Below are 26244 nucleotides of genomic sequence, written 5' to 3' on the forward strand. Positions count from 1 at the left end.
TGTCAAGGTATAACTGATTGATCTATGGCAAACTGCTGAGTATAAAACCAGTTGCTCCAAAGCTTTGAGCAATTAACACAATAACTGGTGATTCTCTAGTTGGAATTGATAATAGAACAGCTAAAGATGACTAGGACTTACGCAAAAACTCTCTGAAACTCTTATTTCTGGGTGCCTTGTGCGTCCTCTGCGGTACCCTGCGGGAAGCCGCTTTGCGTCTACGATTTTCCGTTACGTGTGCCTAAGTCCTGATGACTTTGGAAGCTTTTATAATCAAAGAGACAATGAAACTCCAACTCCAATACGCTTTAACGAATCATTATCATTGCCAGAGACTTCGGTTTTCCTAGCACCCGCTCAATCTGGGAATGACAATTATGGATTGCAAGTGCAGTTAGATATTGGCAGAGAATAGACCTCTTGCAAAAGTCCCTAACACCCCACCCCCAACCCCGAGCCGCTTGCGGAGAGGGGAGCGTTTGCTTTACTCAAATGCGGGGTGGGGTTCTTTATTTTTGATTTATGCAAGAGGTCTAAATAATTAGGTATTTTGTCATTTTTTATTTGACCAATGCCCAATACTTCGGCTTACCTTGGCTTTGCTTTGCACGAGTCGCTTAGTATAAGTGCCCAATGCTCAATGCCTGTTGACTGATTTCAAGAATCCGCTTTGCCTAGTAGATAATTGTGCAATCATTTTGCAGTAAAATTAGTCGTCTAGACACAGGAGGGCTTTTTGCGATGACTCGTGTCATCATAGTGCGCCACGGTCAAAGCGGTTATAATACCGAGCGGCGTATTCAAGGGCGCACTGATGCGTCAACATTAACCGAAAAAGGTCGTAACGATGCCAGTAAAGCAGGCAAAGCCCTCAGCAATATTTTATTTAATGCGATTTACAGCAGTCCCCTGCAACGAGCAAAACACACAGCAGATATTATCCATAGTGAGTTAGCTTCTCGTGCTGAACAGTCTGCCGTAGTGCAAGCTTCTGATTTGCTGCTGGAAATTGACCTGCCTTTATGGGAAGGAATGCTGACAGCCGAAGTCAAGCAGGAGTTAGCCGAAGATTACCGGACTTGGCACGAACGCCCCCACGAACTGCGGATGCTGCTCAATGAAGCAGAGGGAACAAGAGAACATTTTCCGGTTCTGGCTTTATACGAACAAGCGCGACAGTTCTGGCAAGAAATTTTGTCCCAGCATCAAGGCGAAACCATTCTCATTGTGGGACATAACGGTATTAATCGCGCCTTGATCAGCACAGCATTAGGAATTCCCCCAAGTCGTTACCATTCAATACAGCAATCTAACTGTGGTATCAGCGTCCTAAATTTTGCTGGGGGTTTGGGGGAACCAGTGCAACTAGAGTCTTTGAACCAGACGCAACATACCGGAGAAACTCTACCCTCCTTGCGGCCAGAACATCAAGGAGTACGGTTGCTGCTAGTGCGTCATGGGGAAACAGAGTGGAATCGCCAAACCAGGTTTCAAGGGCAAATTGATGTCCCACTTAACGACAACGGTAGACAACAGTCGCAAAAAGCAGGTGAATTTCTCCAAAAAATAGCGATCGATTATGCTGTTAGTAGCCCAATGCTACGTCCTAAAGAAACAGCAGAAATTATCTTAAAACAGCATCCTAGCCTGAAGCTGGAATTACAAAATGGTTTAAGAGAAATCAGCCACGGACTTTGGGAAGGAAAATTAGAAACAGAAATAGAGCAAGAATTTCCAGGAGAGTTACAGCGGTGGCGATTAGTCCCAGCCCAAGTTCAAATGCCTGAAGGGGAAAATTTGCAACAGGTATGGGAACGTAGCGTTGCAGCTTGGGAATCAATTGTGCAAACAGCATTAACTAATCAACTGAAAACTGTTTTAGTCGTAGCCCACGATGCTACGAATAAAACTTTGCTTTGTCACATTCTTGGTTTACCACTAGAAAATTTCTGGAATTTTCGTCAGGGAAATGGTGCTGTTAGTGTTATTGATTATCCTTGTGGACTAAATGGTTTACCAGTACTACAAGCAATGAACATCACCACTCACTTCGGTGGAGGCGTATTAGATAAAACAGCAGCCGGGGCGTTGTAGGAGTGTTGAATAAGTGCTGAGTTAATAGTTAGGAGTGAGGAGTAAGGAGTAAGGAGTTATGAATAAAGTTATAAGTGATAAGCAAAGAGCAAATAACTCATAACTCCTTACTCAATAATTAAAAAATTTTATGATTGAACTGCTGCAACAAGTACGGGTAATTGACCCAGTTTCCCAAACCGATGAACTATTTGATGTGCTGATTGCTGATGGTTACATTCAAGCAGTGGCTTCGTGCATTTCTGATATCAGTTCTGATACTCAAATCAGAAATTGTCGGGGATTAGTTCTTGGTTCTGGGTTAGTGGATTTATACAGCCACTCCGGCGAACCAGGCTTTGAAGAACGGGAAACTCTCGTGTCTGTTTTGCAAGCTGCTGCTGCTGGCGGCTTTACTAGAGTTAGTATATTACCCGATACATCTCCAGCCATTGATAATCCTGCGCTTGTGGCGCAGTTGCACAATAAAGGTAGCGAGATGAGGAGGATGAGGGAGATGAGGGAGAAAGAGAAAACTAATTTGTCTCCCCCTGCTTCCCCTGCCCCTCCTCTCCCCCTGCTTTCTATCTGGGGTGCTATCACCCTAGATGTTGCTGGGAAGCAAATGACGGAATTGGCAGATTTAGCATCCGCTGGGGTTGTTGGTTTTACAGATGGTAAGCCTTTGGAAAATTTAGCGCTGGTGCAGCGGGTATTAGAGTATCTCCAGCCGTTGGGTAAACCAATTGCATTTTGGCCTTGCGATCGCCAATTAGCTGCAAATGGTGTAATAAGAGAAGGTGCCCAAGCACTTCGTTTAGGTTTACCGCCAGTACCCACCAGCGCAGAAACAAGTGCCATCGCCGCAATGCTTGAATTAGTTGCAGCCATAGGCACACCAGTACATATCATGCGTGTCTCCACAGCCCGCAGCGTCGAACTGATAGCTTCAGCCAAGGCTGCTGGTTTACCCATCACCGCCAGCACTACTTGGATGCATCTTTTAATTGACACAAAAGCAATCAAGAGTTATAATACCAGCCTACATTTAGACCCGCCTTTAGGCAACGCCAGAGATGTAGCGGCGTTGCGTGCGGGGGTGCGTGAAGGGGTTATAGATGCGATCGCGATCGATCATGCACCCTACAGCTACGAAGAAAAAGTCCAGGCTTTTGCCGAAGCCCCAGCCGGAGCAATTGGTTTCGAGTTAGCATTGCCTTTGCTATGGCAATATCTCGTTGAAACTGGGGAATTTACAGCTTTAGAATTATGGCGTGCATTGAGTAGTAATCCCGCCAAGTGTTTGGGGCAGAAAATAAATGCAATTAGCCCTCATCAATCAGCAGAACTAACTTTATTTGACCCCCAGCAAACCTGGAAAGTTGAAAGGAAAAATCTGCATACACTTTCACAAAATACACCTTGGTTAGGACAACAATTGCAAGGTCGTGTCCTGCAAACTTGGTGTTAGTTGCCTTCAATTCTGTTAAGGGAGGACAGGGGTTTCGAGATAAATCTTGCTAATGTGATTCCTGAGTAGATTTCTGAGGATTTATATTAGTTATATAAAGAATCTGTAAACCTAATCTTTATTTGACATTGATAAAATTTTCTGATATTTAGTCGGCAAAATTCACTACCACGTAATGGTTTTTAGCGCAATCAGAAAATGCCTTTTTGTCAACAAACGTAGGAAATTTCAGTAGATATCGAATTTTTCATAATTTAACCAAATATATCTGCGGGAAGGTTAAAGTTCAACTGATGCTAATTTTGTGATGTATTAGATTTAAAAAAAAGTCACATCTTCAAGATTTGGTGAAGTAGGTTACGTGGTTTTACTTAAGAGATAGATAATTCAAGGGGGAATGAGAAGGAGCCAGCATTGGCAAGAAATTACGTTTTATTCTCCTCCCTGTACAAAAAATGAATCAAAATCCTGTGACTGCAACTAATAGCTTAGAAATCAATGCCTCAGGGGAGTTCGCGCCCTGGCTGTTGGAGCAGAATCTCAGTCTAGCTTTCAGCACTTATCAAGCAGGTAAATTATTTTTCATCCGCTTACAACTGAGCGGCAAACTATCTGTATTCGAGCGCACCTTTGAACGCTGCATGGGTTTGTATGCCAGTGGCAGCACTTTGTATATGAGTTCCCTTTATCAACTGTGGCGCTTTGCTTTGAAAACATCCTATAACCGGGACAAGTTCACGACAACTATGATGCCGTTTACTTGCCCCAGATGAGTATGGAATTATACGACGTGGTAACGCTAGCAGGGGTGTCTCGTCTTAATGGCGATCGCCTTTAAAAGTGATGAAATTCGGCGCCTGGTGACTATGGGATCAGTTCAGAGGTAGAAATCTCAGGTCTGGTCAGACGACAAACAACAAAACCAAAATCATAAGGAGAATCAAGAATTATGGCTAATCCAGTTTTAAATCTATCTGAGCTTAACGGCAGCAACGGTTTTGTCATTAACGGCATTGATGCACGTGACTACTCAGGCGGTGGGAGCAGTGCCGGGGATATCAACGGCGACGGCTTCGATGACCTGATTATCGGGGCAGTTCGTGCCGACCCCAACGGTCAGAATAGTGCAGGGGAGAGCTACGTAGTCTTTGGCAGCAGCAGTGGCTTTGGTGCCCAATTCAACCTTTCCTCACTTAACGGCAGCAACGGCTTTGTGATTAACGGCATTGATGAAGATGACTTTTCAGGCTATTCTGTCAGCAGTGCCGGGGATATCAACGGCGACGGCATAGATGACCTGATTATCGGGGCAAGTGGTGCCGACCCCAACGGTCAGTATGATGCAGGGGAGAGCTACGTAGTCTTTGGCAGCAGCAGTGGCTTTGATGCCCAATTCAACCTTTCCTCTCTCAATGGCAGCAACGGCTTTGTGATTAACGGCATTGATGAAGATGACGGTTCAGGCATTTCTGTCAGCAGTGCCGGGGATATCAACGGCGACGGCATAGATGACCTGATTATTGGGGCAGGTGATGCCGACCCCAACGGTCAGAATAGTGCAGGGGAGAGCTACGTAGTCTTTGGCAGCAGCAGTGGCTTTGGTGCCCAATTCAACCTTTCCTCTCTCAATGGCAGCAACGGCTTTGTGATTAATGGCATTGATAGGTTTGACTTCTCAGGCATTTCTGTCAGCAGTGCGGGGGACATTAACGGCGACAGCTTCGATGACCTGATTATCGGGGCATACCGTGCCTCCCCCAACGGTCAGAATAATGCAGGGTCAAGCTATGTGGTGTTTGGCAGCAATAGTGGTTTTGGAGCTAGCTTCAACCTCTCGTCCCTCAACGGCAGCAACGGCTTTGTGATTAACGGCATTGATGCGGATGACCGCTCAGGTAGTTCTGTCAGCAGTGCGGGGGACATCAACGGCGATGGCTTCGATGACCTGATTATCGGGGAGTTTCATTACGAATTTTACGATCGGGCTGTGGCAGGAAAGAGCTACGTGGTGTTTGGCAGCAGCAGTGGCTTTAGTGCCCAACTCAACCTCTTGTCCCTCAATGGCAGCAACGGCTTTGTGATTAACGGTATTAATGACGGTGACTACTCAGGCCGTTCTGTCAGCAGTGCAGGGGACATCAATAGCGACGGCTTCGATGACCTGATTATTGGGGCATCCCGTGCTGACCGCAACAGTCAGCGTTATGTAGGGCAGAGCTACGTGATATTTGGCAGGAGCAGTGGCTTTGGTGCCGGGTTCAACCTCTCGTCCCTCAATGGCAGCGAGGGCTTTGTGATTAACGGCATTGATGCGTTTGACTACTCAGGTGGTTCTGTCAGCAATGCGGGGGACATCAACGGCGACGGCTTTGATGACTTGATTATCGGGGCAGTTCGTGCCGACCCCAACGGTCAGAATAGTGCAGGGGAGAGTTACGTGGTGTTTGGTTTTGCATCTCCTACACCTACTAATAAACCTCCTGTTGCAGTTCATGACACCGCTACCACCGACGAAGACACTGCTGTTAACATACAATTCTTAGCCAATGACAGCAATTTCCTAACGGTGACAGCTATTAATGGTAGGACAGTTGTTGTTGGCACTGCCATTACCCTGAGTTCTGGTGCCTTACTCACCCTTAATGCTGATGGCAGGTTGACCTACAACCCCAATGCTCAATTTGAAAGTTTGGCTGTCGGTGAAAGCGGCACTGACAGCTTTACATACACCATCAATAATGGCAGCTTGGTTAATACAGCTAGCGTCAACTTGACCATTAACGGAGTCAATGACGCACCTCAGATTATTTCAGGTTTTAACCTTTCGTCACTTAACGGCAGCAACGGCTTCGTGATTAACGGCATTGATGAGACTGACGACGGCTCAGGCAGTTCTGTCAGCAATGCGGGAGACATCAATGGCGACGGTATAGATGACTTGATTATCGGGGCAAAAGATGACTCCCCCAACGGTCAGTCTTTGGCAGGGTCAAGCTACGTGGTGTTTGGCAGCAATAGTGGTTTTGGAGCTAGCTTCAACCTCTCGTCCCTCAACGGCAGCAACGGCTTTGTGATTAACGGCATTGATGCGGATGACCGCTCAGGTAGTTCTGTCAGCAGTGCGGGGGACATCAATGGCGACGGTATAGATGAGCTGATTATCGGGGCATACCGTGCCTCCCCCAACGGTCAATATGCCGCAGGGTCAAGCTACGTGGTGTTTGGCAGCAATAGTGGCTTTGGAGCTAGCTTCAACCTCTCGTCCCTCAATGGCAGCAACGGCTTTGTGATTAACGGCATTGATGAGCGTGACGGCTCAGGCCGTTCTGTCAGCGGTGCAGGGGACATCAATGGCGACGGCTTCGACGACCTGATTATCGGGGCATATGGTGCCTCCCCCAACGGTCAGAATAATGCAGGGTCAAGCTACGTGGTGTTTGGCAGCAATAGTGGTTTTAGTGCCCAACTCAACCTCTCGTCCCTCAATGGCAGCAACGGCTTTGTGATTAACGGCATTGATGCGGGTGACCGCTCAGGCCGTTCTGTCAGCAGTGCGGGGGACATCAACGGCGACGGCTTCGATGACCTGATTATCGGGGCAGTCTTTGCCGACCCCAACGGTCAGGATAGGGCAGGATCAAGCTACGTGGTGTTTGGCAGCAGCAGTGGCTTTAGTGCCCAACTCAACCTCTCGTCCCTCAATGGCAGCAACGGCTTTGTGATTAACGGTGTTGATAGGTTTGACTTATCAGGCATTTCCGTCAGCGGTGCAGGAGACATCAATGGCGATGGCTTTGATGACCTGATTATCGGGGCAGCTAGTGGCTTCTTTGACGGTCAGTTTTTTGCAGGATCAAGCTACGTGGTGTTTGGCAGCAGCAGTGGCTTTAGTGCCCAACTCAACCTCTCGTCCCTCAATGGCAGCAATGGCTTTGTGATTAACACAGGCAGTTTTGTGAGCAGCGCGGGAGACATCAACGGCGACGGCTTCGATGACCTGATTATTGGGGCACCAGATGCCGGGGCCGGGTCAAGCTACGTGGTGTTTGGCAGCAGCAGTGGCTTTAGTGCCCAACTCAACCTCTCGTCTCTCAATGGCAGCAACGGCTTTGTAATTAACGGCATTGATGCGGGTGACCGCTCAGGCAGTTCTGTCAGCAGTGCGGGAGACATCAACGGCGACGGCTTTGATGACCTGATAGGTATTGGGGCACTTCGTGTCGACCCCAACGGTAATGGTTGGTTTAGTGTAGGGTCAAGCTACGTGGTGTTTGGCTTTCAGACTGTGGCTACCACTAACGAAGATACCGCCGTTAACATCCTTGCTCGCAATATTCTACGTAGATATACAGATGCAGAAGGCAATACCTTAACCATCAGTGACTTCACTAACCCCACTAACGGCACACTGACGCTCAACGACAACGCTACACCAGACAACCCCAGCGACGACTTCTTCATCTACACCCCCAATGCCAACTTCAACGGCACTGACAGTTTCAACTTCACTGTTACTGATGGCAATGGCGGTAACATTACTAGTACATTTAACCTCAACGTCAAGCCTGTCAACGATGCACCCATCGCCGTCAACGATCGCCTGACTACTGGTTTTAATACTCCTGTAACCATCCTCACTAGTACTCTGCTAGCTAATGATACCGATATCGATAGCAATAACCTCAGCATTACTGGCGTTAGTGGTGCAACCAACGGTACTGCTGTGTTCAGTAATAACGGCACTGTGGGCAACTCGGCAGATGATTTCATTGTCTTTACCCCATTTAATGGGTTTAGTGGCAATGCCAACTTCAACTACACCATCAGCGATGGGAACCTCAGTAGTACTGCTAGTGTTGCGATCGCAGTTGGTGCTAACATCACTGGCACTAATGGCAACGACAACATCTCTGGCAATGGCGGCAACGATAATATCTCTGGTGGCAATGGCAACGATACCATCTCTGGCAATGGCGGCAACGATACTCTTGTTGGTGGCAATGGCAATGATACTTTTATTTTGGGCCTTGGTGATGGCAATGACACCATCACCGATTTTGCTGGAATACGCACTGGCTCAAATCCATCAGCAACGGTGATTAACCAACTCGATACATTACAATTTATCGGTAGTGGTTTAACTGCCCGAAATCTGCAATTAACTCAAAATGGTAGTAACTTAGAACTCACCTTTTTAGATGCGACTTCTACGAAAGTTACCCTGGAGAACTTCCAATTAGAAAACCTGGATAATGTCCCAGCACGTGGTTCACGACCAGCTATTGGTAATATCCTGTTTGATGGACAAACCAGTGTTACTGATAGTTTTGATGTCTTCGATGCCAACTCGACTCAAACTAATCTGTTTAACAAGAATACCGTCACTTTCCTCAATGACCTTAACAATAACGTTGCGGGTTTTTACAACTCAAATGATGTAATTAATGGTCAAGGGGGTAACGACATCATTAATGGTAATAGTGGCAATGACCTCTTACGGGGCGGTGAAGGCGATGATATTCTCGTCGGTGGACAAGGCAATGATGTTCTCGTCGGTGGTGTAGGCGCTGACTTTTTCGCTTACAACAGCAATGGTGAGTTTACTACCACTATTTTTGGTATTGATACCATTACTGATTTCAATAGTTCTGAAGGTGACAAGATTGTACTGGATAAGACTACTTTTAGTGCAATTACTTCTGCTGTGGGAACAGGTTTTAGTAATACCAATGATTTTCAAATCACGAATTTAGCAGGGACTAGCACGGCGACAATTGTCTACAATTCTGTGAGTGGGCAGTTGTTCTACAACCAAAATGGCAGCGCGGCTGGTTTTGGCAGTGGTGGTTTATTTGCAACTCTAACTGGTGCGCCAACTCTTATAGCATCGGATTTTCTGTTGCAAGCATAGTTGACCAGATTCCGCATTTCATATAGACATCATTCATCGCCTCTCGAAGACAGTTTTCTTTGCCAATAAACCTTCACCCAAGGGTATTGACTTCTAAACCAATACCCTTGGGTTAAGGCTAAAACTCTTTGTTAAAATCAAGAATATTAAGCGATCGCTCTACAAGTTTATTTGAGCCGATCCATAGCACAATTAAGTAAAACCCAACATTATATTTAAGTTAATGTTGGGTTTGACTCAATTCAACTAGCCTGATTATTTGGCGGTGTTGCATCCGGTGGAGTTTCGGCTGGGGGAGCCAGAGATGCATCTGGAGCAATTTCCTCCACAGGAATCTGTTCTTTGTTCTCAGTTTGGGCATCAGCTTGGGCTGCTTCCACCAATTCGGGAGATGGGGGATTTGGTGGAATCGCTTCTGGTACATTCTCAGTTTTTGCTTCGGTATCGCTAGTAGCCGCCTCCTCTGCTGGTTGTTCTGGTGTAGCAGTAGTATTGTCGATAATTTCAACAGCAGGTTGCTGTGCCAAAACAGAAGTAATGTCTTCAGGTTTAGCCGTTGTAGGTGTTTTTGGACTCACAGTGTTTTGCACCTTGTCTTTCACGCCACTCAACGTGTTACCAATATCCTGTTGCAACTGAGCTAGCCGTTCCTGAAGCGACAATTTATTCACCTGTTCCTGAATGCTAGTTTTCACCGTCTCAGGACTTGGTACTTGGGTTTGTTGTGCCTGTGGTGTTATTTGGCGACGTAACGAAAGAGTTTGCCAGCCAAACCAGACCAAAAGAGCGACGCTAGCCACATGACCCAGCAACAAACCGCCAGAAATGCGTGGTGCAAACACCCATAAAACCAAAGCATAAAATAGCCCGACACCACTCCAAATAAAATCATTCTTGCGGTGGATTTCCGGGAAAAAGAAAGCTGCTAGATAAATGGCTAAACTACCAAGACCGACCACTAAAGCTAGAACATATGCCAGCATTATTTGGTTACTCCTTTGACTAGGGATTGGGGATTGGGGATTGGGGATTGGGTATTGGGTATTTGGGATTGGGAACTAAGAAAAAATTTCTCACTTCCCAGTCCCCAGTCCCCAGTCCCCAGTCCCCAGTCCCCAGTCCCCAATCTAATTTTGCAAGCCAATGGTTGATTTAGATACAACTTAAAATTAATTATCTGTGTTAGTTGTGGATTTTTGTCGTTGAGATCAAGTCTTAAGGTCTTCTTTAGGAGATCGACGAAAATCTCGGACTACCCTAAAAGATGAAAGGATCTGCAAGAGTTAGCCAAACAAATTTATGACACTACAAAGCTTTGGTGTGATTGGACTAGCCGTTATGGGCGAGAATATCGCTCTAAACGTCGAACGTAATGGCTTCCCAATTGCAGTTTACAACCGCTCCCGAGAAAAAACGGATGCCTTTATGGCGCAGCGTGCGCCAGGACGGAACGTCAAAGCCGCTTTTACCCTAGAAGAATTTGTCGCCTCATTGGAACGTCCCCGCAAAATCCTAGTAATGGTGCAAGCTGGTAAGCCAGTCGATGCGGTGATTGCTCAACTCAGACCCTTGCTAGACGAAGGCGATATCATTATCGACGGTGGCAACTCTTGGTTTGAAGATACAGAACGACGCACTCAAGAATTAGAACCTGCTGGACTTCGCTATCTTGGTATGGGTGTCAGTGGTGGTGAAGAAGGAGCGCTAAATGGCCCTTCACTAATGCCCGGAGGTACAACCAGCTCTTACGAGTATCTATCACCAATTTTCAACAAAATTGCTGCCCAAGTCGATGATGGCCCTTGCGTAACCTACATTGGTCCTGGCGGTTCTGGCCACTATGTAAAAATGGTACATAACGGCATTGAGTACGGCGATATGCAGCTAATTGCTGAAGCCTACGATTTGCTAAAAAATGTCGCTGGATTAGACCATAATCAGCTACATGACGTGTTTGCTGAATGGAACACCACCGATGAACTCGATTCATTTTTGATTGAGATTACGAAGAATATCTTCCCATATCTTGACCCAGAAACAAATCTACCCCTGGTAGATTTGATTGTTGACGCAGCAGGTCAAAAGGGAACTGGACGCTGGACTGTGCAGACTGCATTGGAATTGGGAGTTTCGATTCCGACAATTACAGCAGCAGTTAATGCCCGGATTATATCTTCCATTAAAGAAGAGCGGGTTGCAGCATCTAAAGTTCTAACAGGCCCCAGTGGCAAGTATGACGGGCAAACCAAGGACTTTATCAACAAAGTACGCGATGCTCTCTATTGCTCAAAAATCTGTTCTTATGCTCAAGGGATGGCATTGCTATCCACAGCTTCAAAAACATATAACTGGAATTTGAATCTGGGCGAAATGGCGCGGATTTGGAAAGGTGGCTGTATTATTCGCGCTCGCTTTTTGAATAAGATTAAGAAGGCTTTTAGCGAAAATCCAGCTTTGCCTAACCTGCTGTTAGCTCCCGAATTTAAGCAGACAATTCTCGACAGACAGACTGCTTGGCGGGAAGTGATTGCGACAGCTGCAACACTGGGAATTCCAGTGCCTGCATTTAGCGCATCCTTGGATTATTTTGACAGCTATCGCCGCGATCGCCTACCCCAAAATCTGACTCAAGCACAACGCGACTACTTCGGCGCACACACCTACCTGCGTCTTGATAAGCCCGGAAGTTTCCACACTGAATGGGTACCAATTGCTGAAGCTGATAAAAAATAGTCAGAATTCAGAATTCAGAATTCAGAAGTCAGAATTGGGAAGTCAGAATTGGGAAGTAAAATAGGCTTTGCCCAAGCTACCAGACTTAGGTTGTGTACTTCACTTTCGTTGAAATCCGCTGTATATCAGCATATTGTGAAAGTTGAAAGAGTTTTCAACTGCAATTTTGATAGTGACTCTGAAATTCAGAGTCATTTTTTTATCAGGGCTGATACCATTTTGGATTTTGGATTTTAGATTGGGAATGGGCTTGTGCGTCTGGTTTTTGTAAATTCAGTCCCTACCCAGAGTGGTCTGTTTCAATCCAAAATCCAAAATTTAAAATCCAAAATTGATTGACTTCAAAGCTTGTAACAGAATACAATTTTAGATTGTCTGTCTAATTCCTGCTCGGAACAGGTAGACATATTACAAAAGCTGGGAAAAGCATCTCTAAACAAGATCAAAACCAGCTACCTGTACGGCAACTTCAAGGACAATTCCATGACTTACGCAATTATTGAAACTGGCGGCAAACAAATAAGAGTAGAGCCAGGGCGGTTTTACGACATTGAACTACTTACTGCCGAACCAGATGAAAAAGTTACAATAGAAGCAGTATTATTGGTGCAGAATGATGGCGAAGTCACTATTGGACAGCCACTAGTGTCAGGTGCAACTGTAGAAGGGACTATACTGCGACATTTCAGAGATCGTAAAGTCCTGGTATACAAAATGAAGCCGAAAAAGAAAACCCGCAAAAAGCGCGGGCATCGCCAAGAAGTTACCAGACTTTTGATTAACTCCATCACCCTTAACGGTACGGTGTTTGCAGCCGAAGCAGCAACGGACGAAAGCCCTGTTGTAGATGACGCTCCTGCCCAAGAAGCTGAAACCGTTGCAGAATAATAAACAGAAGTAGATACACAAAAGGAAATCATGGCTCATAAGAAAGGAACAGGTAGTACACGCAACGGTCGTGATTCTAACGCCCAACGTCTAGGTGTCAAGCGTTATGGTGGTCAAACTGTAAGTGCAGGAAGCATTCTGGTGCGTCAGCGTGGCACCAAATTTCACCCTGGTAACAATGTCGGTATTGGTAGCGACGACACTCTGTTTGCCTTAATCGACGGTGTTGTAACCTTTGAAAGAAAGGGCAAAACCCGCAAAAAAGTTAGTGTTTACTCACCCGTAGCTGCTGCTGTTGAGGCAGTAGCCAGTTAGAGTGTGAGGGTGGGTGACAGTGCCCACCCTACTCGCTTAAATGCAATTTGAAAAATCAATGTGCCAGATGGATTCACAGAAATATTCGCCACAAAGAAATTCTCAATCCAAAATCCAAAATCCAAAATCCAAAATCCAAAATACTCTAAAAATCGTCTCTGTGGTTTCACCCATGCCAATCTCGTGACTCATCTGCTAGAGATGCTAAAGGTTTACTGTTATATAACAAATGCTTGCTAGAGTCTGGAGTGCATCTATTGTCGGTATCGATGCCGTCAAAGTAGGCGTGGAAGTCGATGTTTCAGGAGGATTACCGGGAATTGTTGTCTTAGGACTCCCAGATTCAGCGATTCAAGAATCAAGGGAAAGAGTTAAGGCAACCTTGAAGAATGCAGGTTTTGCCTTTCCCATGCGAAAAATTGTAATTAATTTAACTCCGGCGGATTTACGCAAGGAAGGCCCGTGTTTCGATTTACCTATTAGTGTGGGAATTTTGGCGGCTTCTGAGCAAGTTAGCGCTGATTTATTGGGGGATTATTTATTCTTAGGCGAAGTCTCTCTGGATGGCACCTTGCGGGCGGTAGCTGGTGTGTTGCCGATCGCCGCAGCTGCTGAAAAAATGGGAATTACAGGCTTAGTTCTCCCTGCTGATAATGCCCAAGAAGCGGCGGTAGTTGAAGGTTTGGCTGTTTATGGCTGCCAACATCTCTCTGATGTGGTGGACTTTTTAAATAATCCAGGGCGTTACAAACCTGTGGAGATGTCTGACAATGTAGAGACGTTACATGTAACGTCTCTACATTCACCGGATTTGCAAGATGTCAAAGGACAGACTCATGCACGTCGTGCTTTAGAAATTGCTGCGGCTGGTGGGCATAATTTAGTTTTTGTCGGGCCGCCTGGTAGTGGGAAAACCATGTTAGCACGGCGCTTACCGGGGATTTTGCCTCCTCTGAGTTTTGCCGAATCTTTGGAAGTGACTCGCATTCACTCGGTAGCTGGTTTATTAAAAAATCGCGGTTCTTTAGTGCGCGATCGCCCTTTTCGCAGTCCCCATCATTCAGCATCCGGCCCTTCTCTGGTAGGCGGTGGGAGCTTTCCTCGTCCTGGAGAAATTTCATTATCCCACAATGGGATCTTATTCATGGATGAATTAACAGAATTTAAACGTGATGTTTTAGAATTTCTCCGTCAACCTTTAGAAGATGGTTTCGTAACCATTTCCCGCACTAAATTATCAGTCATGTTTCCCGCGCAATTTACTTTGGTGGCGAGTACCAATCCCTGTCCTTGCGGTTACTATGGCGATACTATTCAACAGTGTACTTGTTCTCCCCGACAACGCGAGCAATATTGGGCAAAACTTTCTGGGCCGTTGATGGATCGGATTGATTTACAAGTGGCGGTGAATCGCTTAAAACCAGAAGAAATTACCCAACAACCGACGGGAGAAGCATCAACATCAGTGCGTCAACGAGTACAAGAAGCACGCGATCGCGCAATTACTCGTTTTCAAACAGAAGCAAATCTGCGTTGCAATGCCCAAATGCAGAGTAGTCATCTGCAAAAATGGTGCAAGCTAGATGACGCAAGTCGCAATTTATTAGAAACAGCAATTAGAAAATTAGGATTATCAGCAAGAGCAAGCGATCGCATTCTCAAAGTAGCACGGACGATTGCAGATTTAGCAGCAGAGGAAAAACTCCAACCCAATCATGTAGCCGAAGCAATTCAATATCGCACAATCGATAGAATGCAGTGAAAAGGAGTCAGAATTCCGAATTCCGAATTCAAAAGAGCAATTAGGACGCAGAAGAGATTACCTGACCAATACGCTTGAGAATTTGCAAAACGGCGTACAATTCTCTGGCGGATGCAAACGGCGCGAAGACCCTTGAGAGGTCGTACTGTGGGGTATTTGTTTGCGTCACTTTCACAAATAAAATATCGTCTCCATTCGTCACCATAGCAAATACAGGTTTACTGGGGTTGGGGTTAGCCATCATATAAGCTAGGGCTTGCGGTACAGCCGACCAAACAGACAACGTGGTTTTTTTTGACTCTAACACCATCACCCAGAACTGATTTTGTAGCACTAAAACGTCAATCCCTCCGCGCAGTATCTCTTCACCATCATCCAGCACCAATTCCACAGATGATTCAGCTTTAATTCTGAAAGGAGGATCGTAAAACCCTGAGAGTGCAAGTATTGGTGACACCAACAACAATATGACTGTCCCTTCTAGTAAATCACCTGCGGCACGGTGATAGAGATACCTACGCCGCACGACATCTACAGAGGCTTTTTCTGCTTCCGTAATTTCAGATAATCCCTCATACCACTCTGGAAAATATTGCTCATCTTCAACACGGACAAAACCGAATCGATTTTCTGCATCTTGAAGATTGGTAATCGCTTCTGTAATTGCTGCCGTTTGTGTCATTGGTTTTAAGTAACAGTAGCTTGCCTAGATTCTTACAGCACTTTTCATGTATTTGAACCACATCTGTCGTAAGGGCACAGCAATGCTGTGCCCCTACCGCGTGGTCTATTTATCTGAAAATATTTGTAACATCAGCATATTTTTATTATCGCTAATTGGCGAATAAAATCCTGAATTCCTCCTCAAGAACGCTGTACAAACTCCCTTGGGAGGATGTGACTACTCACCAAATCAGTATCCAATATATCAGGGACTAAGCAACATCCCCTAGAAGGAGACTGACTCAATGAATTTGCAGGCGATTTGGAGTTTGTTCCAAGAGACGTTTAAGGAATGGAGTGAGGATAAAGCCTCTCGGTTAGCGGCGGCGTTAGCTTATTACACGATTTTTTCTATTGCACCATTGCTAATTATTGTAATTGCGATCGCAGGTGCAGTATATGGAGAAGAAGCCGCAAGGGGTGAAATTGTCCGACAAATTCAAGGTTTAGTCGGCCCAGATGGGGCAGAATTTATCCAAACAGCGATTCAGAATGCTAACAAACCACAGACAGGTGTGATGGCTTCTGTTATTAGTCTTGTAGTTTTGCTATTAGGTGCCACTGGTTTATTTACTGAGTTGCAAGATTCCCTCAACACGATTTGGGAAGTGAAACCGAAACCCGGACGCGGCGTAACTAACATTATTCGCCTACGCTTTCTGTCCTTTGCAATGGTGTTAGGTATTGGCTTTTTACTTTTAGTTTCTCTGGTAATTAGTACAGCGTTAGCAGCGTTAGCAACTTACTTTAGTACTTTAGTGCCAGGTGTTGATTTTCTCTGGCAAATTATTAATTTCATCATTTCTTTTGCCATCACTACATTCCTCTTCGGACTCATTTTTAAAGTCTTACCAGATGTGAAAATTGCTTGGAGTGATGTTTTAGTTGGAGCTATTCTCACCTCATTTTTATTTTCCATTGGCAGGTTTTTGTTAGGACAATATTTAGGTAATGGCAGTTTTGGTTCAACCTATGGTGCTGCTGGTTCACTTGTGGTAATTTTAGCTTGGGTTAATTATGCGGCGCAGATTCTTTTTTTTGGTGCCGAGTTTACCCAAGTTTACTCCAGAAGACATGGAAGCGGCATCACGCCTACTAAAAATGCTGTACCTCTGAATAATAAAGCTTCTAATGATCAAGGGGCGAATAACAATAATACTACTCAGAAAAAGCAAAATAACAATAATAAGCAGTCATTTTCTAAATTAATAAGTCGCTTAATTCGCTATTTTGGTCAACCCAAACGCTTGAAATATAGAAGAAGAAATCAGCATTTTTAAGGGATTAAAAATGAAGCTAATTGGTATGTAATATTTGAAATCAAAAAACCTGCGTAGGCGTAGCCCGTTGTAGACATTGTTCCCTCAGTATGACAGTAAAATTTCTACTGTCATATTTCTGATTCATTAGCCAAACTCATTTCTAACTAAGATTGCAATTTGAGCGATCGCACTCAAACAAGTTTCAATCGTTCATTCCATAATTTGTAGGGGCGCATAGCTATGCGCCCCTACCTTGTACCTCACTATAACGAGAAATTTCGTAACATTAAAATGACAATACTACAATAGATACAATTTATATCTTAATAAAAAAATGAATAAAATTTATAACTTTTAAAACAGGAAGTTCCAGCCTATGTAGATGATTGTCGATATTCTCAATGAGATTTCAATACTTTAAAGAAAGAAAAATAGTGTTAATGAACAAATTGTTTTTTATCGATTGGCACGCAATCTTTGTTCCTAGTATCAGCATCTTTGAATTGATGATACGCGGGTCGCTGGTTTACTTAGCGCTGTTATCAGTGCTGCGTTTGCTTCCTAGCCGCCAACTAGGAACTTTAGGAATTACAGATTTACTCGTAGTTGTGCTATTTGCTGAAGCTGCCCAAAATGCTATGGCTAGTAATTATACATCGATTACTGAAGGTGCAATCTTAGTGGGAACTGTAATTTTTTGGAGCTATTTGCTCAACTGGTTGGGCTACAAAATTCCGCAGTTTCAACGTTTTATGAATCCGCCACCGCTTTTATTAGTAAAAAATGGCCGGATGATTCAGCGCCATCTGCAACGAGAATTAATTACGGAAGAGGAATTGATGAGCAAGTTACGTCAGCAAGGTGTGGAATTTTTGGCTGATGTCAAGTTAGCATATATGGAAGCTGACGGTAGGATTAGTATCATTACATCAGACTCAAAATCTAATTCCATCCTTGGGCAAAAAGTAGAGTTAAAAAATGATGCACTTATAGGGAAATAGGGAAAAAGTTGTAGTAAATCTTTCTGTTTTGCGCCTCGACCTCTTATAAGCACCGATAAAAGCCGATGGGCTTTCTGCTTTCGATTACTGTAAAATATGACGGTTGTATTCTGTGCCAGATTGTGATTGAGCGTTATACTCTGCCCGAAATGGGTAATCTGTGGAGTGAAACCTATAAGTTAAAAACCTGGCTGCAAGTAGAAATCGCAGTTTGCGAGGCTCAGGCCCAATTAGGTTATATTCCGTCTGAGGCAGTTGAGGAAATTAAGGCGAAAGCAGATTTTGACCCAAAGCGGGTGCTAGAAATTGAAGCTGAAGTTCGTCACGATGTGATTGCTTTCTTGACAAATGTCAACGAATATGTAGGAGATGCCGGACGCTATATTCACTTGGGGCTAACCAGTTCCGATGTACTGGATACAGCTTTAGCACTGCAATTGGTTGCGAGTTTGGATGTGTTATTGCAACGTGTGGAAGATTTGATTGGTGCGATTCGCCAAAAGGCACAGGAACACCGTAATACAGTGATGATTGGTCGATCGCATGGTATTCACGCCGAACCGATCACTTTTGGTTTCAAGCTAGCTGGATGGTTGGCAGAAGTGTTGCGACACCAAGAACGCCTGAGAATTCTCCGTCAAACCATTGCCGTGGGTAAGATTTCCGGTGCAGTGGGCACCTATGCCAACGTCGAACCGCGTGTAGAAGCGATCGCTTGCCAAAAACTCGGACTGCAACCCGATACAGCCTCAACACAAGTAATTTCCCGCGATCGGCACGCCGACTATGTGCAACAATTAGCGCTATTAGCGGCATCCATCGAACGCTTTGCTGTGGAAATTCGCAATCTGCAAAAAACAGACGTTCTAGAAGTCGAAGAATTCTTCGCCAAAGGTCAAAAAGGCTCCTCAGCCATGCCCCACAAGCGCAATCCCATCCGTTCGGAACGGCTGACGGGAATTGCGCGACTTATTAGAAGTCATGCCGGTGCAGCCTTGGAAAACGTCGCCCTGTGGCACGAACGGGATATTTCCCACAGTTCCGTGGAGCGGGTAATTTTGCCAGACGCTTGTACTTTGACCCATTTTATGATTGCAGAAATCACGGACTTAGTGAAAAACCTGCTGGTTTATCCTGAGAACATGGAACGAAATCTCAATTGCTACGGCGGCGTTGTCTTCAGTCAAAAAGTGCTACTTGCCTTGATAGACAAGGGATTGAATCGGGAAGAAGCTTATGCGATCGTTCAAGGAAGCGCTCATGCTGCTTGGAACAAACCAGAAGGCAATTTCCAGGACTTGATTAGCAAAGACCCTCGTGTTACCCAAAAACTGTCCCTAGCAGAACTAGAAGTGTGTTTCGATCCCCAACAACATCTGCGGCATTTAGAAGAGGTTTACCAACGGCTAGGTATTTAGGTTTATTGGGGACTGGGGGGTGGGTACTGGGGACTGGGTATTGGGAGTGTGGGAGGTGTGGGAGGTGTGGGAGGTGAGGAACATTAGGAAGCTTTTTTCTAATTTTTTCTCATTTCCCCACACTCCCCCATCTCCCCACACTCCCCCATCTCCCCATTCCCTACTCCCTACCTCCCCTGCTCCCTCGTTTCCCCAGTCCCCAGTCACCAGTCCCCACTCCCCATTCCCAAAAAAGACTTCTAATCTGGTGCTGTAATTATCACCATCAGTGGGTAGTATACATAACAAATACTTACTTATTTATTCGTGCTGCGAGTGCTTTGATGATTGAAATCCTAGCCACACTTTCTGCCTCTGCGGCAGCAGGAATGAGAATAGGCATACCTTTGCTAATTATTGGACTGTTACAGGGTAGTAACTTGTGGTCGCAAGTTCCGATTTTATCTCATATTTCTCCACCAATATTATTAGCCTGCCTCACCAGTTGGTCGTTAGTTGAATTATTAGCCTCAAAAAAGCTATGGGGACAAAGATTGCTACAAGTGATTCAATTATCAATGTCTCCCCTCGTAGGGGCAATTATGGGGTTAGCAGTAGCTTCCGCCACAGCAACGCCACACTGGCTAATTGCCTTAACTGGGGGTTTGTTAGCTTTGGTACTCCAGTTAGTTCAAGTTGGATGGTTCTACCGATTACGCGGCTTACCGTTGTGGGCAGTATTTCTTCAAGATATCCTATGTATTGCTCTGGTACTTTTTGCCTTTGATGCCCCCTGGCAAGGAGGATTAATTGCTTTAATTCTGCTGTGGTTTGCAGTTCGTAGCGCCAAGCAGTGGTATGGGTGGTATCACAAGGGAGTGGGGAGTAGGGAGTAGGGAATGGGGGGATGGGGGAGTGTGGGGAGTGTGGGGAAATTAGAAAAAATTAGAAAAAAGCTTCCTAATCTTCCTCACCTCCCACACCTCCCAATACCCAGTCCCCAGTCCCCAGTCCCCAGTCCCCAGTCCCTAGTCCCCTTTACTGCAAAATTCCAATCATATGCAATATACCCTGACCGGTAATCAGCTCGATGATTAAGGCAATGAAGCCCAGCATGGCAATGCGACCATTCCATACTTCAGCACTAGTAGTTAGACCCCATTCCCAACGCTCTTGGGGATACATTTTCACCATTTTTTTCATTTGGGCTGCTTGGGACAGCTTGAAACTGGGGTTTTTCAGCGCATCAATCACTAATTCGGCTAAGGCATTAATAAATACTGGATGGGTATTGGGAGCCGGTACGCGACGGAAGTTGTGAATTCCTGATTCTTCTGCTACTTCTCGATACTCAATATCAATTTCTTGTAGTGTCTCAATGTGTTCTGAGACGAAACTGATGGGTACGACTACCAAATCTTTCACGCCTTGGGCGCCTAGTTCTTTAAGGGCATCTTCCGTATAAGGTTGGAGCCATTCTACTGGGCCGACGCGACTTTGATAAGCCAAAGTGTGGGAATTGGGTCGATTGAGGGTCTGCATAATTAGGGCAGTACATTCCTCAATTTCTTGTTGGTAGGGGTCGCCTGCTTCTTCAACGTAGCTTTTCGGAACGCCGTGAGCGCTGAAGAAGATATGAACGTCATCTGGGTTCGGAAACTGCTCTAGTTCTTGGGCTATGAGTTCCGCCATTGCTTGGAGGTAGCCTGGTTGTTTGTACCAAGAAGGAATGACGGTGTAATCGATGCGTTGAAGTTTGGGATCTTCTTGCCAAAGCTTTTCTAACAGGCGGAAGCTGGAACCACTGGTACTGATAGAAAACTGGGGATAAAGTGGTAAAATTACTAGGTGTTCTACATTATCTTGGGTGAGTTGTGCGATCGCCTCTTCTGTATACGGATGCCAATAACGCATTCCCACATAGATATCGGCTTGTTGACCCAAATAACCCAACTGTTCTTTTAGGGCTTCTCCTTGGGCTTCTGTGATCCGCCGCAGTGGAGAACCACCACCGATTTGCTTATAGTTTTCTTGAGATGTTCTGGTTCGCCGCGTGGCAATGAACCAGGCTAGGGGTTTTTGCAACCAGCGAAACGGTAGGCGAATGATTTCCGGATCGGAAAATAGGTTGTACAAAAACGGCCCGACATCCTCTAGCTTATCGGGGCCACCGAGATTCAGTAATAAGACGCCTACACGACCCATAGCAGTTACTTTCCCCCGATTTTTTTCAGGTTTTTTACTAATGTTAACAATATATCTTTATTAAATATAAAGCTTAATCGTAAGGAAATATGCAATGGCAACAATTTTAAGGGATTGGAGTTACCGCTATCAGTGGCTGTATGATGGTATTTCTCGTTTAGCAGCCTTAACTGTAGGTGGTGAAGGTCGTTTTCGGCAACTTGCTTTGCAAGGCTTAACAATTGACTCAGATACTCAGGTTTTAGATTTATGTTGCGGTAGTGGTCAAACGACGGAATTTTTGCTAAAACTTTCACAAAATGTAACGGGGCTAGACGCTTCACCGAAATCTTTGCAACGGGCGCGGCAAAATGTACCATTAGCTTCTTATGTGGAAGCTTTTGCAGAGGAAATGCCATTTACAGATAATCTGTTTGATGTGGTGCATACCAGCGTTGCACTACACGAGATGCAACCTCAGCAATTACGAAAGATTATTAATGAGGTTTATCGGGTGCTAAAGCCAGGAGGGGTATTTACACTGGTAGATTTTCACGCTCCGACAAATCCGATATTTTGGCCTGGGGTATCGGTGTTTTTGTTGTTGTTTGAGACGGAAACAGCTTGGGAATTATTAAAAACTGATTTGGCTGGTTTGTTAACAGAAACTGGGTTTGAGGTGGGTAAGCCAACTTTGTATGCAGGTGGTAGTTTGCAAGTTATACAAGCGAAGAAGTGAAGGATAGAATTCAATACAGTTCGGTTAAGGTTTTTTGATGAAAATTCTAGATCCAAAGACGCGATAAATCGCCGTCTCTACGAAGGAATGATTATTGTAGAGACGCCGATTTATCGCGTCTCTTGGCTTAACCGAACCGTATTGGGATAGAATTTGATTTCATCAATCAATCTCTGTCACCAGCCATTGCCACTCGGTGACTACAGTCTTAGGTATATTGAGAACTAATGGCTGTCTACTAGAGATTGGCACATAAAGTTTGAGTGCATCGGTTGTTGGCAATTTAGCTAAGACATTCGTGAAGTTGTATTCGCCTACATTCGGTGCGGGTGCAGTTAGGGCGTATGCATCCGATGCACTCAACAATTTTCCCCCTGCTGTCTCAATTAACAATGGTTGGGGGTGAGCAACTTCAACAACACCAGGAAAAGCAACTAAGCGCAACCGTAAGTCTTTGACTGGATTGTTGTAATTTTGTTTGAACAGTAGCACTTGCCAAGCATATCCAAATTCATCTTTGATAGATACTTGCGAATGGTACCGTAATACATTAGGCGAGTCATGATGTTGACGCAGCAGCGCTTGTGCTGAATCGACACACCATCCACATACAGTTAATGCTAGAAGGACTACTAGGACACAATGCCAAAAATATTGTTGCAATTTTCGCTTCATGCAGCACATTTTACAGCAGAATTCAGAATTGAAGAAGAATTCAGAAGTCAGAATCAATCATCCAAGAATCGTACAGAATTCACGCTCAATTCTGACGAATGACGCCAATGTTGCTGTTTTGGTAAAATTCCTGCCTAATTTATATTTATGCTCATTCAACTTGAACCCCGTAGTGTCCCGTCAAAAATATGGCAAGTGTTATCACCTCTGGTTGCACTACTGGCAACGGTGATTTTAGGATTTGTATTATTTGGTTTATTGGGTAAGCCCCCTGTTGCTGCTTTACAAACTTTATTAATTTCGCCCTTAACTAGCTTTTATGGATTGTCAGAATTAACTGTCAAAGCAGCACCAATTTTATTAATTGCTGTTGGTTTATCGGTGTGTTTTCAAGGTAAGGTGTGGAATATTGGTGCAGAAGGACAGTTTACTATTGGTGCGATTTGTGGTAGTGCTGTAGCTTTAGGATTTCCTAGCATTAATAATTATAGTTTATTGCTACTGAGTTTGATAGCTGGTGTGTTGGGTGGTGCAATTTGGGCAAGTATTTCTGCTTTTTTGAAGGTGCGATTTCATGCTAATGAAATTTTGACGACTTTGATGTTAAATTATATAGCAATTTCTGTTTTAAACTATTTAGTACATGGGGTATTAAAAGACCCCCAAGGATTTAACTTTCCTGAATCTGCACCCTTTGGGGAATTTGCTAGCTTACAACCATTAATTGCTGGTACAAGGTTGCATTTGGGTGTAATTTTAGGAGTTGTGGCAGCAGTGTTAATTTGGGGAGTATTGCGACAAACATTTTTTGGTTTTAGTGTGCGGGTAATTGGTTCTAGCGCTAAGGCTGCGGTATATGCTGGAATAGAGAGCGATCGCATTATTTGGCTAACTCTTTTAATTAGCGGTGGATTAGCAGGTTTAGCTGGTGTGTGCGAAGTTCTAGGCCCCATTGGTCAACTACGCCCTAGCATTTCTCCTGGCTATGGTTATACTGCCATCATTGCCGCTTTTATCGGTCGATTAAATCCATTGGGTATTATTTTATCCAGTTTACTCATAGCACTTTTGTATGTAGGCAGCGAATTAGTACAGATTAAATTGGGACTTCCTTTAGCTTTAGCTGGAATGTTTCAAGGTATTTTATTCTTTTTTCTTTTAGCAACAGATATATTAATTTACAACCAAGTAAGAATTAAATGAAGACATTAACAAAATATGTTCAGTTTAATTCCCCTGCCTCTACAGGCAGAACGTTTTGTGTCGGGGTTAAATCCCCGTTACAAAAAGTAATTACGAATTACGAATTACGAATTACGAATTACGAATTATTTTAACTTCGTCCGTGTTATTCAAATAACAAAAGAGCAATTTTTCCATATATATCAAATAAGCGGATCGAGTTTATTAATCCAAATAGGGCTTGATATCTGCTTAATTGATAAAAAATAACAAGTGTGTATTTGAGCTTGTCGTAGACATCGCCCAAATAAGACTCGTTTTTTTCTTGGCATCAACAATTTTTTTAAAAAATATGAGACTATAGAAATATTCAGACAGTCAGAAAAACGTGAGTCAGCAAGACAAAATCTTAGGAAAAATCCTCTCTGGGACTTCTGATACAGACATCCCTTTTGCCCAATTGTGGCAACTCTTATACAAACTAGGCTTTGATGAACGGATTCGTGGCGATCATCGTATTTTTGTCAAAGATGGTGTTGAGGAAATATTAAATTTACAACACAAAAGAGGAAAAGCCAAAAGCTATCAAGTTAAACAAGTTCGTGCAGTAATTATTAAGTATCAGCTAGGAAGTAAAAATGAGATTTCGCTATGAAATTATTCTCTACTGGAGTAGGGAAAATGAAGCTTTTATTGCCGAAGTACCAGAATTACCAGGGTGTGCTGCTGATGGCGAGACTTATCAAGAAGCTCTGTATAATGTAGAAATCGTAATGCAAGAGTGGATAGAAACAGCTAAGGATTTAGGGCGTCCAATTCCTGAACCTAAACCGCGTTAGATGTAATAGGATTTTGGATTTTAGATTTTAAATTTTGGATTGGTGAAATATATTCGAGAATATTGTAATTAAGTAACAGGTTGATTAGTTCGGAGTCCCATAATAACTAAGTCTCGTTCAACACCGTCAAGTTCTGCAACTTTAGGCAAATATCCCCATTGTTGAAACCCAAATGTTTGAAATAACTTTAAACTGGGTTGATTGTGGGCAAAAATGAAGCACACTAGAGTTTTTAAACCCAAACTAGAACTTTGTTGAATTGCTTGCGCTAAAAGTTGCTTTCCTAAACCACGCCGATGAAAGGCAGGCGCTATGTAAATACTAATTTCACCAGTTGTACTATAAGCAGGTCGCCCATAAAAGGATTGGAAACTCAGCCACCCAGCTATTACTCCTTCTACTTCGATTACCCAGAGTGGACGATGTGAAGGCGATCGCCCCCTGAACCAAGCAAGCCGACTTTCCACAGATACCGCCTCTAAATCAGCTGTTGCCATGCGGCTAGGAATTGCCGCATTGTAAATTGCCACAATTGTGGGTAAGTCGGTTTCAATCGCATGGCGAATCATCATTGCTAAGGTCTTGAAGAAAATCTAAGCGAAAATATTCAAAAATCATACAGCGTTAACAGTAGCAATTATACGGCTTCTACCGTAATTGTCACAGATGCGTCATCAAACAGGACTTTCCTGATTCATTCAAGTGTTTATTTTGAAAATTATAACCAGCACAATTTATATTGTTATTCTTTTACATATAATAGAGAAACTTTATAATTTATTACTCGCCAATTCTAAGTTTTTATTTCTCATGCTTCATTAAGTATTCATTCTAGAGAAATAGATATTTTCTCATGTCAGGAAAAATAAACTATTTTATCTAAAGATATATTTATTTTGATATAGAGATAATTTGAATTTTTAAATGAGTTAATAATTCTAGTATAGAGCGATCGTGTATTGTATATATGCATCAAACGATACAATTTTGAATGATTGAGCAGCATAATTGACAAAGACTTTTACTAAATGAACAACATACATATAGAAATAGAAAAATTTGTATTTTAAGTCATATTTAGGAAATTTT

Annotated in this window: 22 protein-coding genes; 17 read left to right on the forward strand and 5 right to left on the reverse strand. The window is 44.0% G+C overall.

Annotation, left to right across the window (positions count from 1 at the left end; all coding sequences use genetic code 11):
- Positions 1 to 178 precede the first annotated feature (178 nt).
- From IQ276_RS32215 to IQ276_RS32235, 5 genes are all read left to right on the forward strand, one after another.
- Entirely contained in the window at positions 179 to 415 is a 237-nt protein-coding gene (locus tag IQ276_RS32215; protein ID WP_235116157.1) for a hypothetical protein, read from the forward strand.
- Between the two features lie 326 nt (positions 416 to 741).
- The gene (locus IQ276_RS32220; RefSeq protein WP_193921574.1) at positions 742 to 2094 is read left to right on the forward strand and encodes a histidine phosphatase family protein; all 1353 of its coding nucleotides are present in this window, start codon (positions 742 to 744) and stop codon (positions 2092 to 2094) included.
- 130 nt (positions 2095 to 2224) lie between these two features.
- The gene (locus IQ276_RS32225) at positions 2225 to 3544 is read left to right on the forward strand and encodes a dihydroorotase (protein WP_235116158.1); all 1320 of its coding nucleotides are present in this window, start codon (positions 2225 to 2227) and stop codon (positions 3542 to 3544) included.
- 455 nt (positions 3545 to 3999) lie between these two features.
- On the forward strand, positions 4000 to 4317 hold the full coding sequence (locus IQ276_RS32230) for a DUF4915 domain-containing protein (RefSeq protein ID WP_228043421.1): 318 nt from the start codon (positions 4000 to 4002) through the stop codon (positions 4315 to 4317).
- A gap of 176 nt (positions 4318 to 4493) precedes the next feature.
- A complete protein-coding gene (locus IQ276_RS32235; RefSeq protein WP_235116159.1) occupies positions 4494 to 9455 on the forward strand; it encodes a beta strand repeat-containing protein in 4962 nt (1653 codons plus the stop codon).
- 242 nt (positions 9456 to 9697) lie between these two features.
- Here the strand turns inward: IQ276_RS32235 and IQ276_RS32240 are convergent, their stop codons facing one another.
- Positions 9698 to 10438 (reverse strand): Ycf66 family protein, encoded by a 741-nt coding sequence (locus IQ276_RS32240; RefSeq protein WP_193916918.1) that lies wholly within the window; start codon positions 10436 to 10438, stop codon positions 9698 to 9700.
- Positions 10439 to 10754: 316 nt separating this feature from the next.
- On the opposite strand from IQ276_RS32240, the gene gnd reads away from it, so the two are divergent.
- From gnd to IQ276_RS32260, 4 genes are all read left to right on the forward strand, one after another.
- Positions 10755 to 12188: an NADP-dependent phosphogluconate dehydrogenase gene (gnd, locus tag IQ276_RS32245; protein ID WP_190881670.1), complete on the forward strand. Its 1434-nt coding sequence runs from the start codon at positions 10755 to 10757 to the stop codon at positions 12186 to 12188.
- Positions 12189 to 12671: 483 nt separating this feature from the next.
- On the forward strand, positions 12672 to 13076 hold the full coding sequence (gene rplU / locus IQ276_RS32250; RefSeq protein ID WP_190881669.1) for a 50S ribosomal protein L21: 405 nt from the start codon (positions 12672 to 12674) through the stop codon (positions 13074 to 13076).
- A gap of 30 nt (positions 13077 to 13106) precedes the next feature.
- Positions 13107 to 13391: a 50S ribosomal protein L27 gene (gene rpmA / locus IQ276_RS32255; protein WP_073638720.1), complete on the forward strand. Its 285-nt coding sequence runs from the start codon at positions 13107 to 13109 to the stop codon at positions 13389 to 13391.
- 229 nt (positions 13392 to 13620) lie between these two features.
- Positions 13621 to 15153, forward strand: coding sequence for a YifB family Mg chelatase-like AAA ATPase (locus tag IQ276_RS32260; RefSeq protein ID WP_193920141.1), 1533 nt, complete (start codon positions 13621 to 13623; stop codon positions 15151 to 15153).
- A gap of 40 nt (positions 15154 to 15193) precedes the next feature.
- Here the strand turns inward: IQ276_RS32260 and IQ276_RS32265 are convergent, their stop codons facing one another.
- Positions 15194 to 15835, reverse strand: coding sequence for a type I restriction endonuclease subunit R (locus tag IQ276_RS32265; protein ID WP_193920139.1), 642 nt, complete (start codon positions 15833 to 15835; stop codon positions 15194 to 15196).
- A 286-nt stretch (positions 15836 to 16121) separates the two neighbouring features.
- On the opposite strand from IQ276_RS32265, the gene IQ276_RS32270 reads away from it, so the two are divergent.
- The 4 genes from IQ276_RS32270 (at position 16122) to IQ276_RS32285 (ending at position 20432) form a co-directional block, all read left to right on the forward strand.
- A complete protein-coding gene (locus tag IQ276_RS32270; RefSeq protein ID WP_193920137.1) occupies positions 16122 to 17156 on the forward strand; it encodes a YihY/virulence factor BrkB family protein in 1035 nt (344 codons plus the stop codon).
- A gap of 422 nt (positions 17157 to 17578) precedes the next feature.
- Positions 17579 to 18139, forward strand: coding sequence for a DUF421 domain-containing protein (locus IQ276_RS32275; protein WP_190881665.1), 561 nt, complete (start codon positions 17579 to 17581; stop codon positions 18137 to 18139).
- A gap of 122 nt (positions 18140 to 18261) precedes the next feature.
- Positions 18262 to 19557 (forward strand): adenylosuccinate lyase, encoded by a 1296-nt coding sequence (purB, locus tag IQ276_RS32280; RefSeq protein WP_193920143.1) that lies wholly within the window; start codon positions 18262 to 18264, stop codon positions 19555 to 19557.
- 323 nt (positions 19558 to 19880) lie between these two features.
- Positions 19881 to 20432: a DUF4126 domain-containing protein gene (locus tag IQ276_RS32285; RefSeq protein WP_190881664.1), complete on the forward strand. Its 552-nt coding sequence runs from the start codon at positions 19881 to 19883 to the stop codon at positions 20430 to 20432.
- A 142-nt stretch (positions 20433 to 20574) separates the two neighbouring features.
- On the opposite strand, the gene hemH is transcribed toward IQ276_RS32285, so the two are convergent.
- Complete coding sequence (gene hemH, locus IQ276_RS32290; protein ID WP_190881663.1) at positions 20575 to 21741, reverse strand: ferrochelatase; 1167 nt, start codon at positions 21739 to 21741, stop codon at positions 20575 to 20577.
- Positions 21742 to 21835: 94 nt separating this feature from the next.
- Between hemH and IQ276_RS32295 the strand changes: the two genes are divergently transcribed.
- Complete coding sequence (locus tag IQ276_RS32295) at positions 21836 to 22459, forward strand: class I SAM-dependent methyltransferase (protein ID WP_193922092.1); 624 nt, start codon at positions 21836 to 21838, stop codon at positions 22457 to 22459.
- 162 nt (positions 22460 to 22621) lie between these two features.
- Here the strand turns inward: IQ276_RS32295 and IQ276_RS32300 are convergent, their stop codons facing one another.
- Positions 22622 to 23134 carry a DUF3122 domain-containing protein gene (locus IQ276_RS32300; protein ID WP_228043419.1) on the reverse strand — a complete coding sequence of 171 codons (513 nt, stop codon included), beginning with the start codon at positions 23132 to 23134 and terminating at the stop codon, positions 22622 to 22624.
- 147 nt (positions 23135 to 23281) lie between these two features.
- Here IQ276_RS32300 and IQ276_RS32305 point away from each other — a divergent pair, with 147 nt between their 5' ends.
- The 3 genes from IQ276_RS32305 (at position 23282) to IQ276_RS32315 (ending at position 25155) form a co-directional block, all read left to right on the forward strand.
- On the forward strand, positions 23282 to 24337 hold the full coding sequence (locus tag IQ276_RS32305; protein WP_193922088.1) for an ABC transporter permease: 1056 nt from the start codon (positions 23282 to 23284) through the stop codon (positions 24335 to 24337).
- A 367-nt stretch (positions 24338 to 24704) separates the two neighbouring features.
- Positions 24705 to 24971, forward strand: a complete 267-nt coding sequence (locus tag IQ276_RS32310) for a type II toxin-antitoxin system HicA family toxin (RefSeq protein WP_190881659.1) — start codon at positions 24705 to 24707, stop codon at positions 24969 to 24971.
- Positions 24955 to 25155, forward strand: coding sequence for a type II toxin-antitoxin system HicB family antitoxin (locus tag IQ276_RS32315; protein ID WP_190881658.1), 201 nt, complete (start codon positions 24955 to 24957; stop codon positions 25153 to 25155). The genes IQ276_RS32310 and IQ276_RS32315 overlap by 17 nt, the downstream gene beginning before the upstream one ends.
- A 68-nt stretch (positions 25156 to 25223) precedes the next feature.
- On the opposite strand, the gene IQ276_RS32320 is transcribed toward IQ276_RS32315, so the two are convergent.
- Positions 25224 to 25727: a GNAT family N-acetyltransferase gene (locus IQ276_RS32320; protein WP_193922085.1), complete on the reverse strand. Its 504-nt coding sequence runs from the start codon at positions 25725 to 25727 to the stop codon at positions 25224 to 25226.
- Between the last annotated feature and the right edge of the window lie 517 nt (positions 25728 to 26244).

Source organism: Desmonostoc muscorum LEGE 12446, from assembly GCF_015207005.2.
Lineage (GTDB): Bacteria > Cyanobacteriota > Cyanobacteriia > Cyanobacteriales > Nostocaceae > Nostoc > Nostoc muscorum.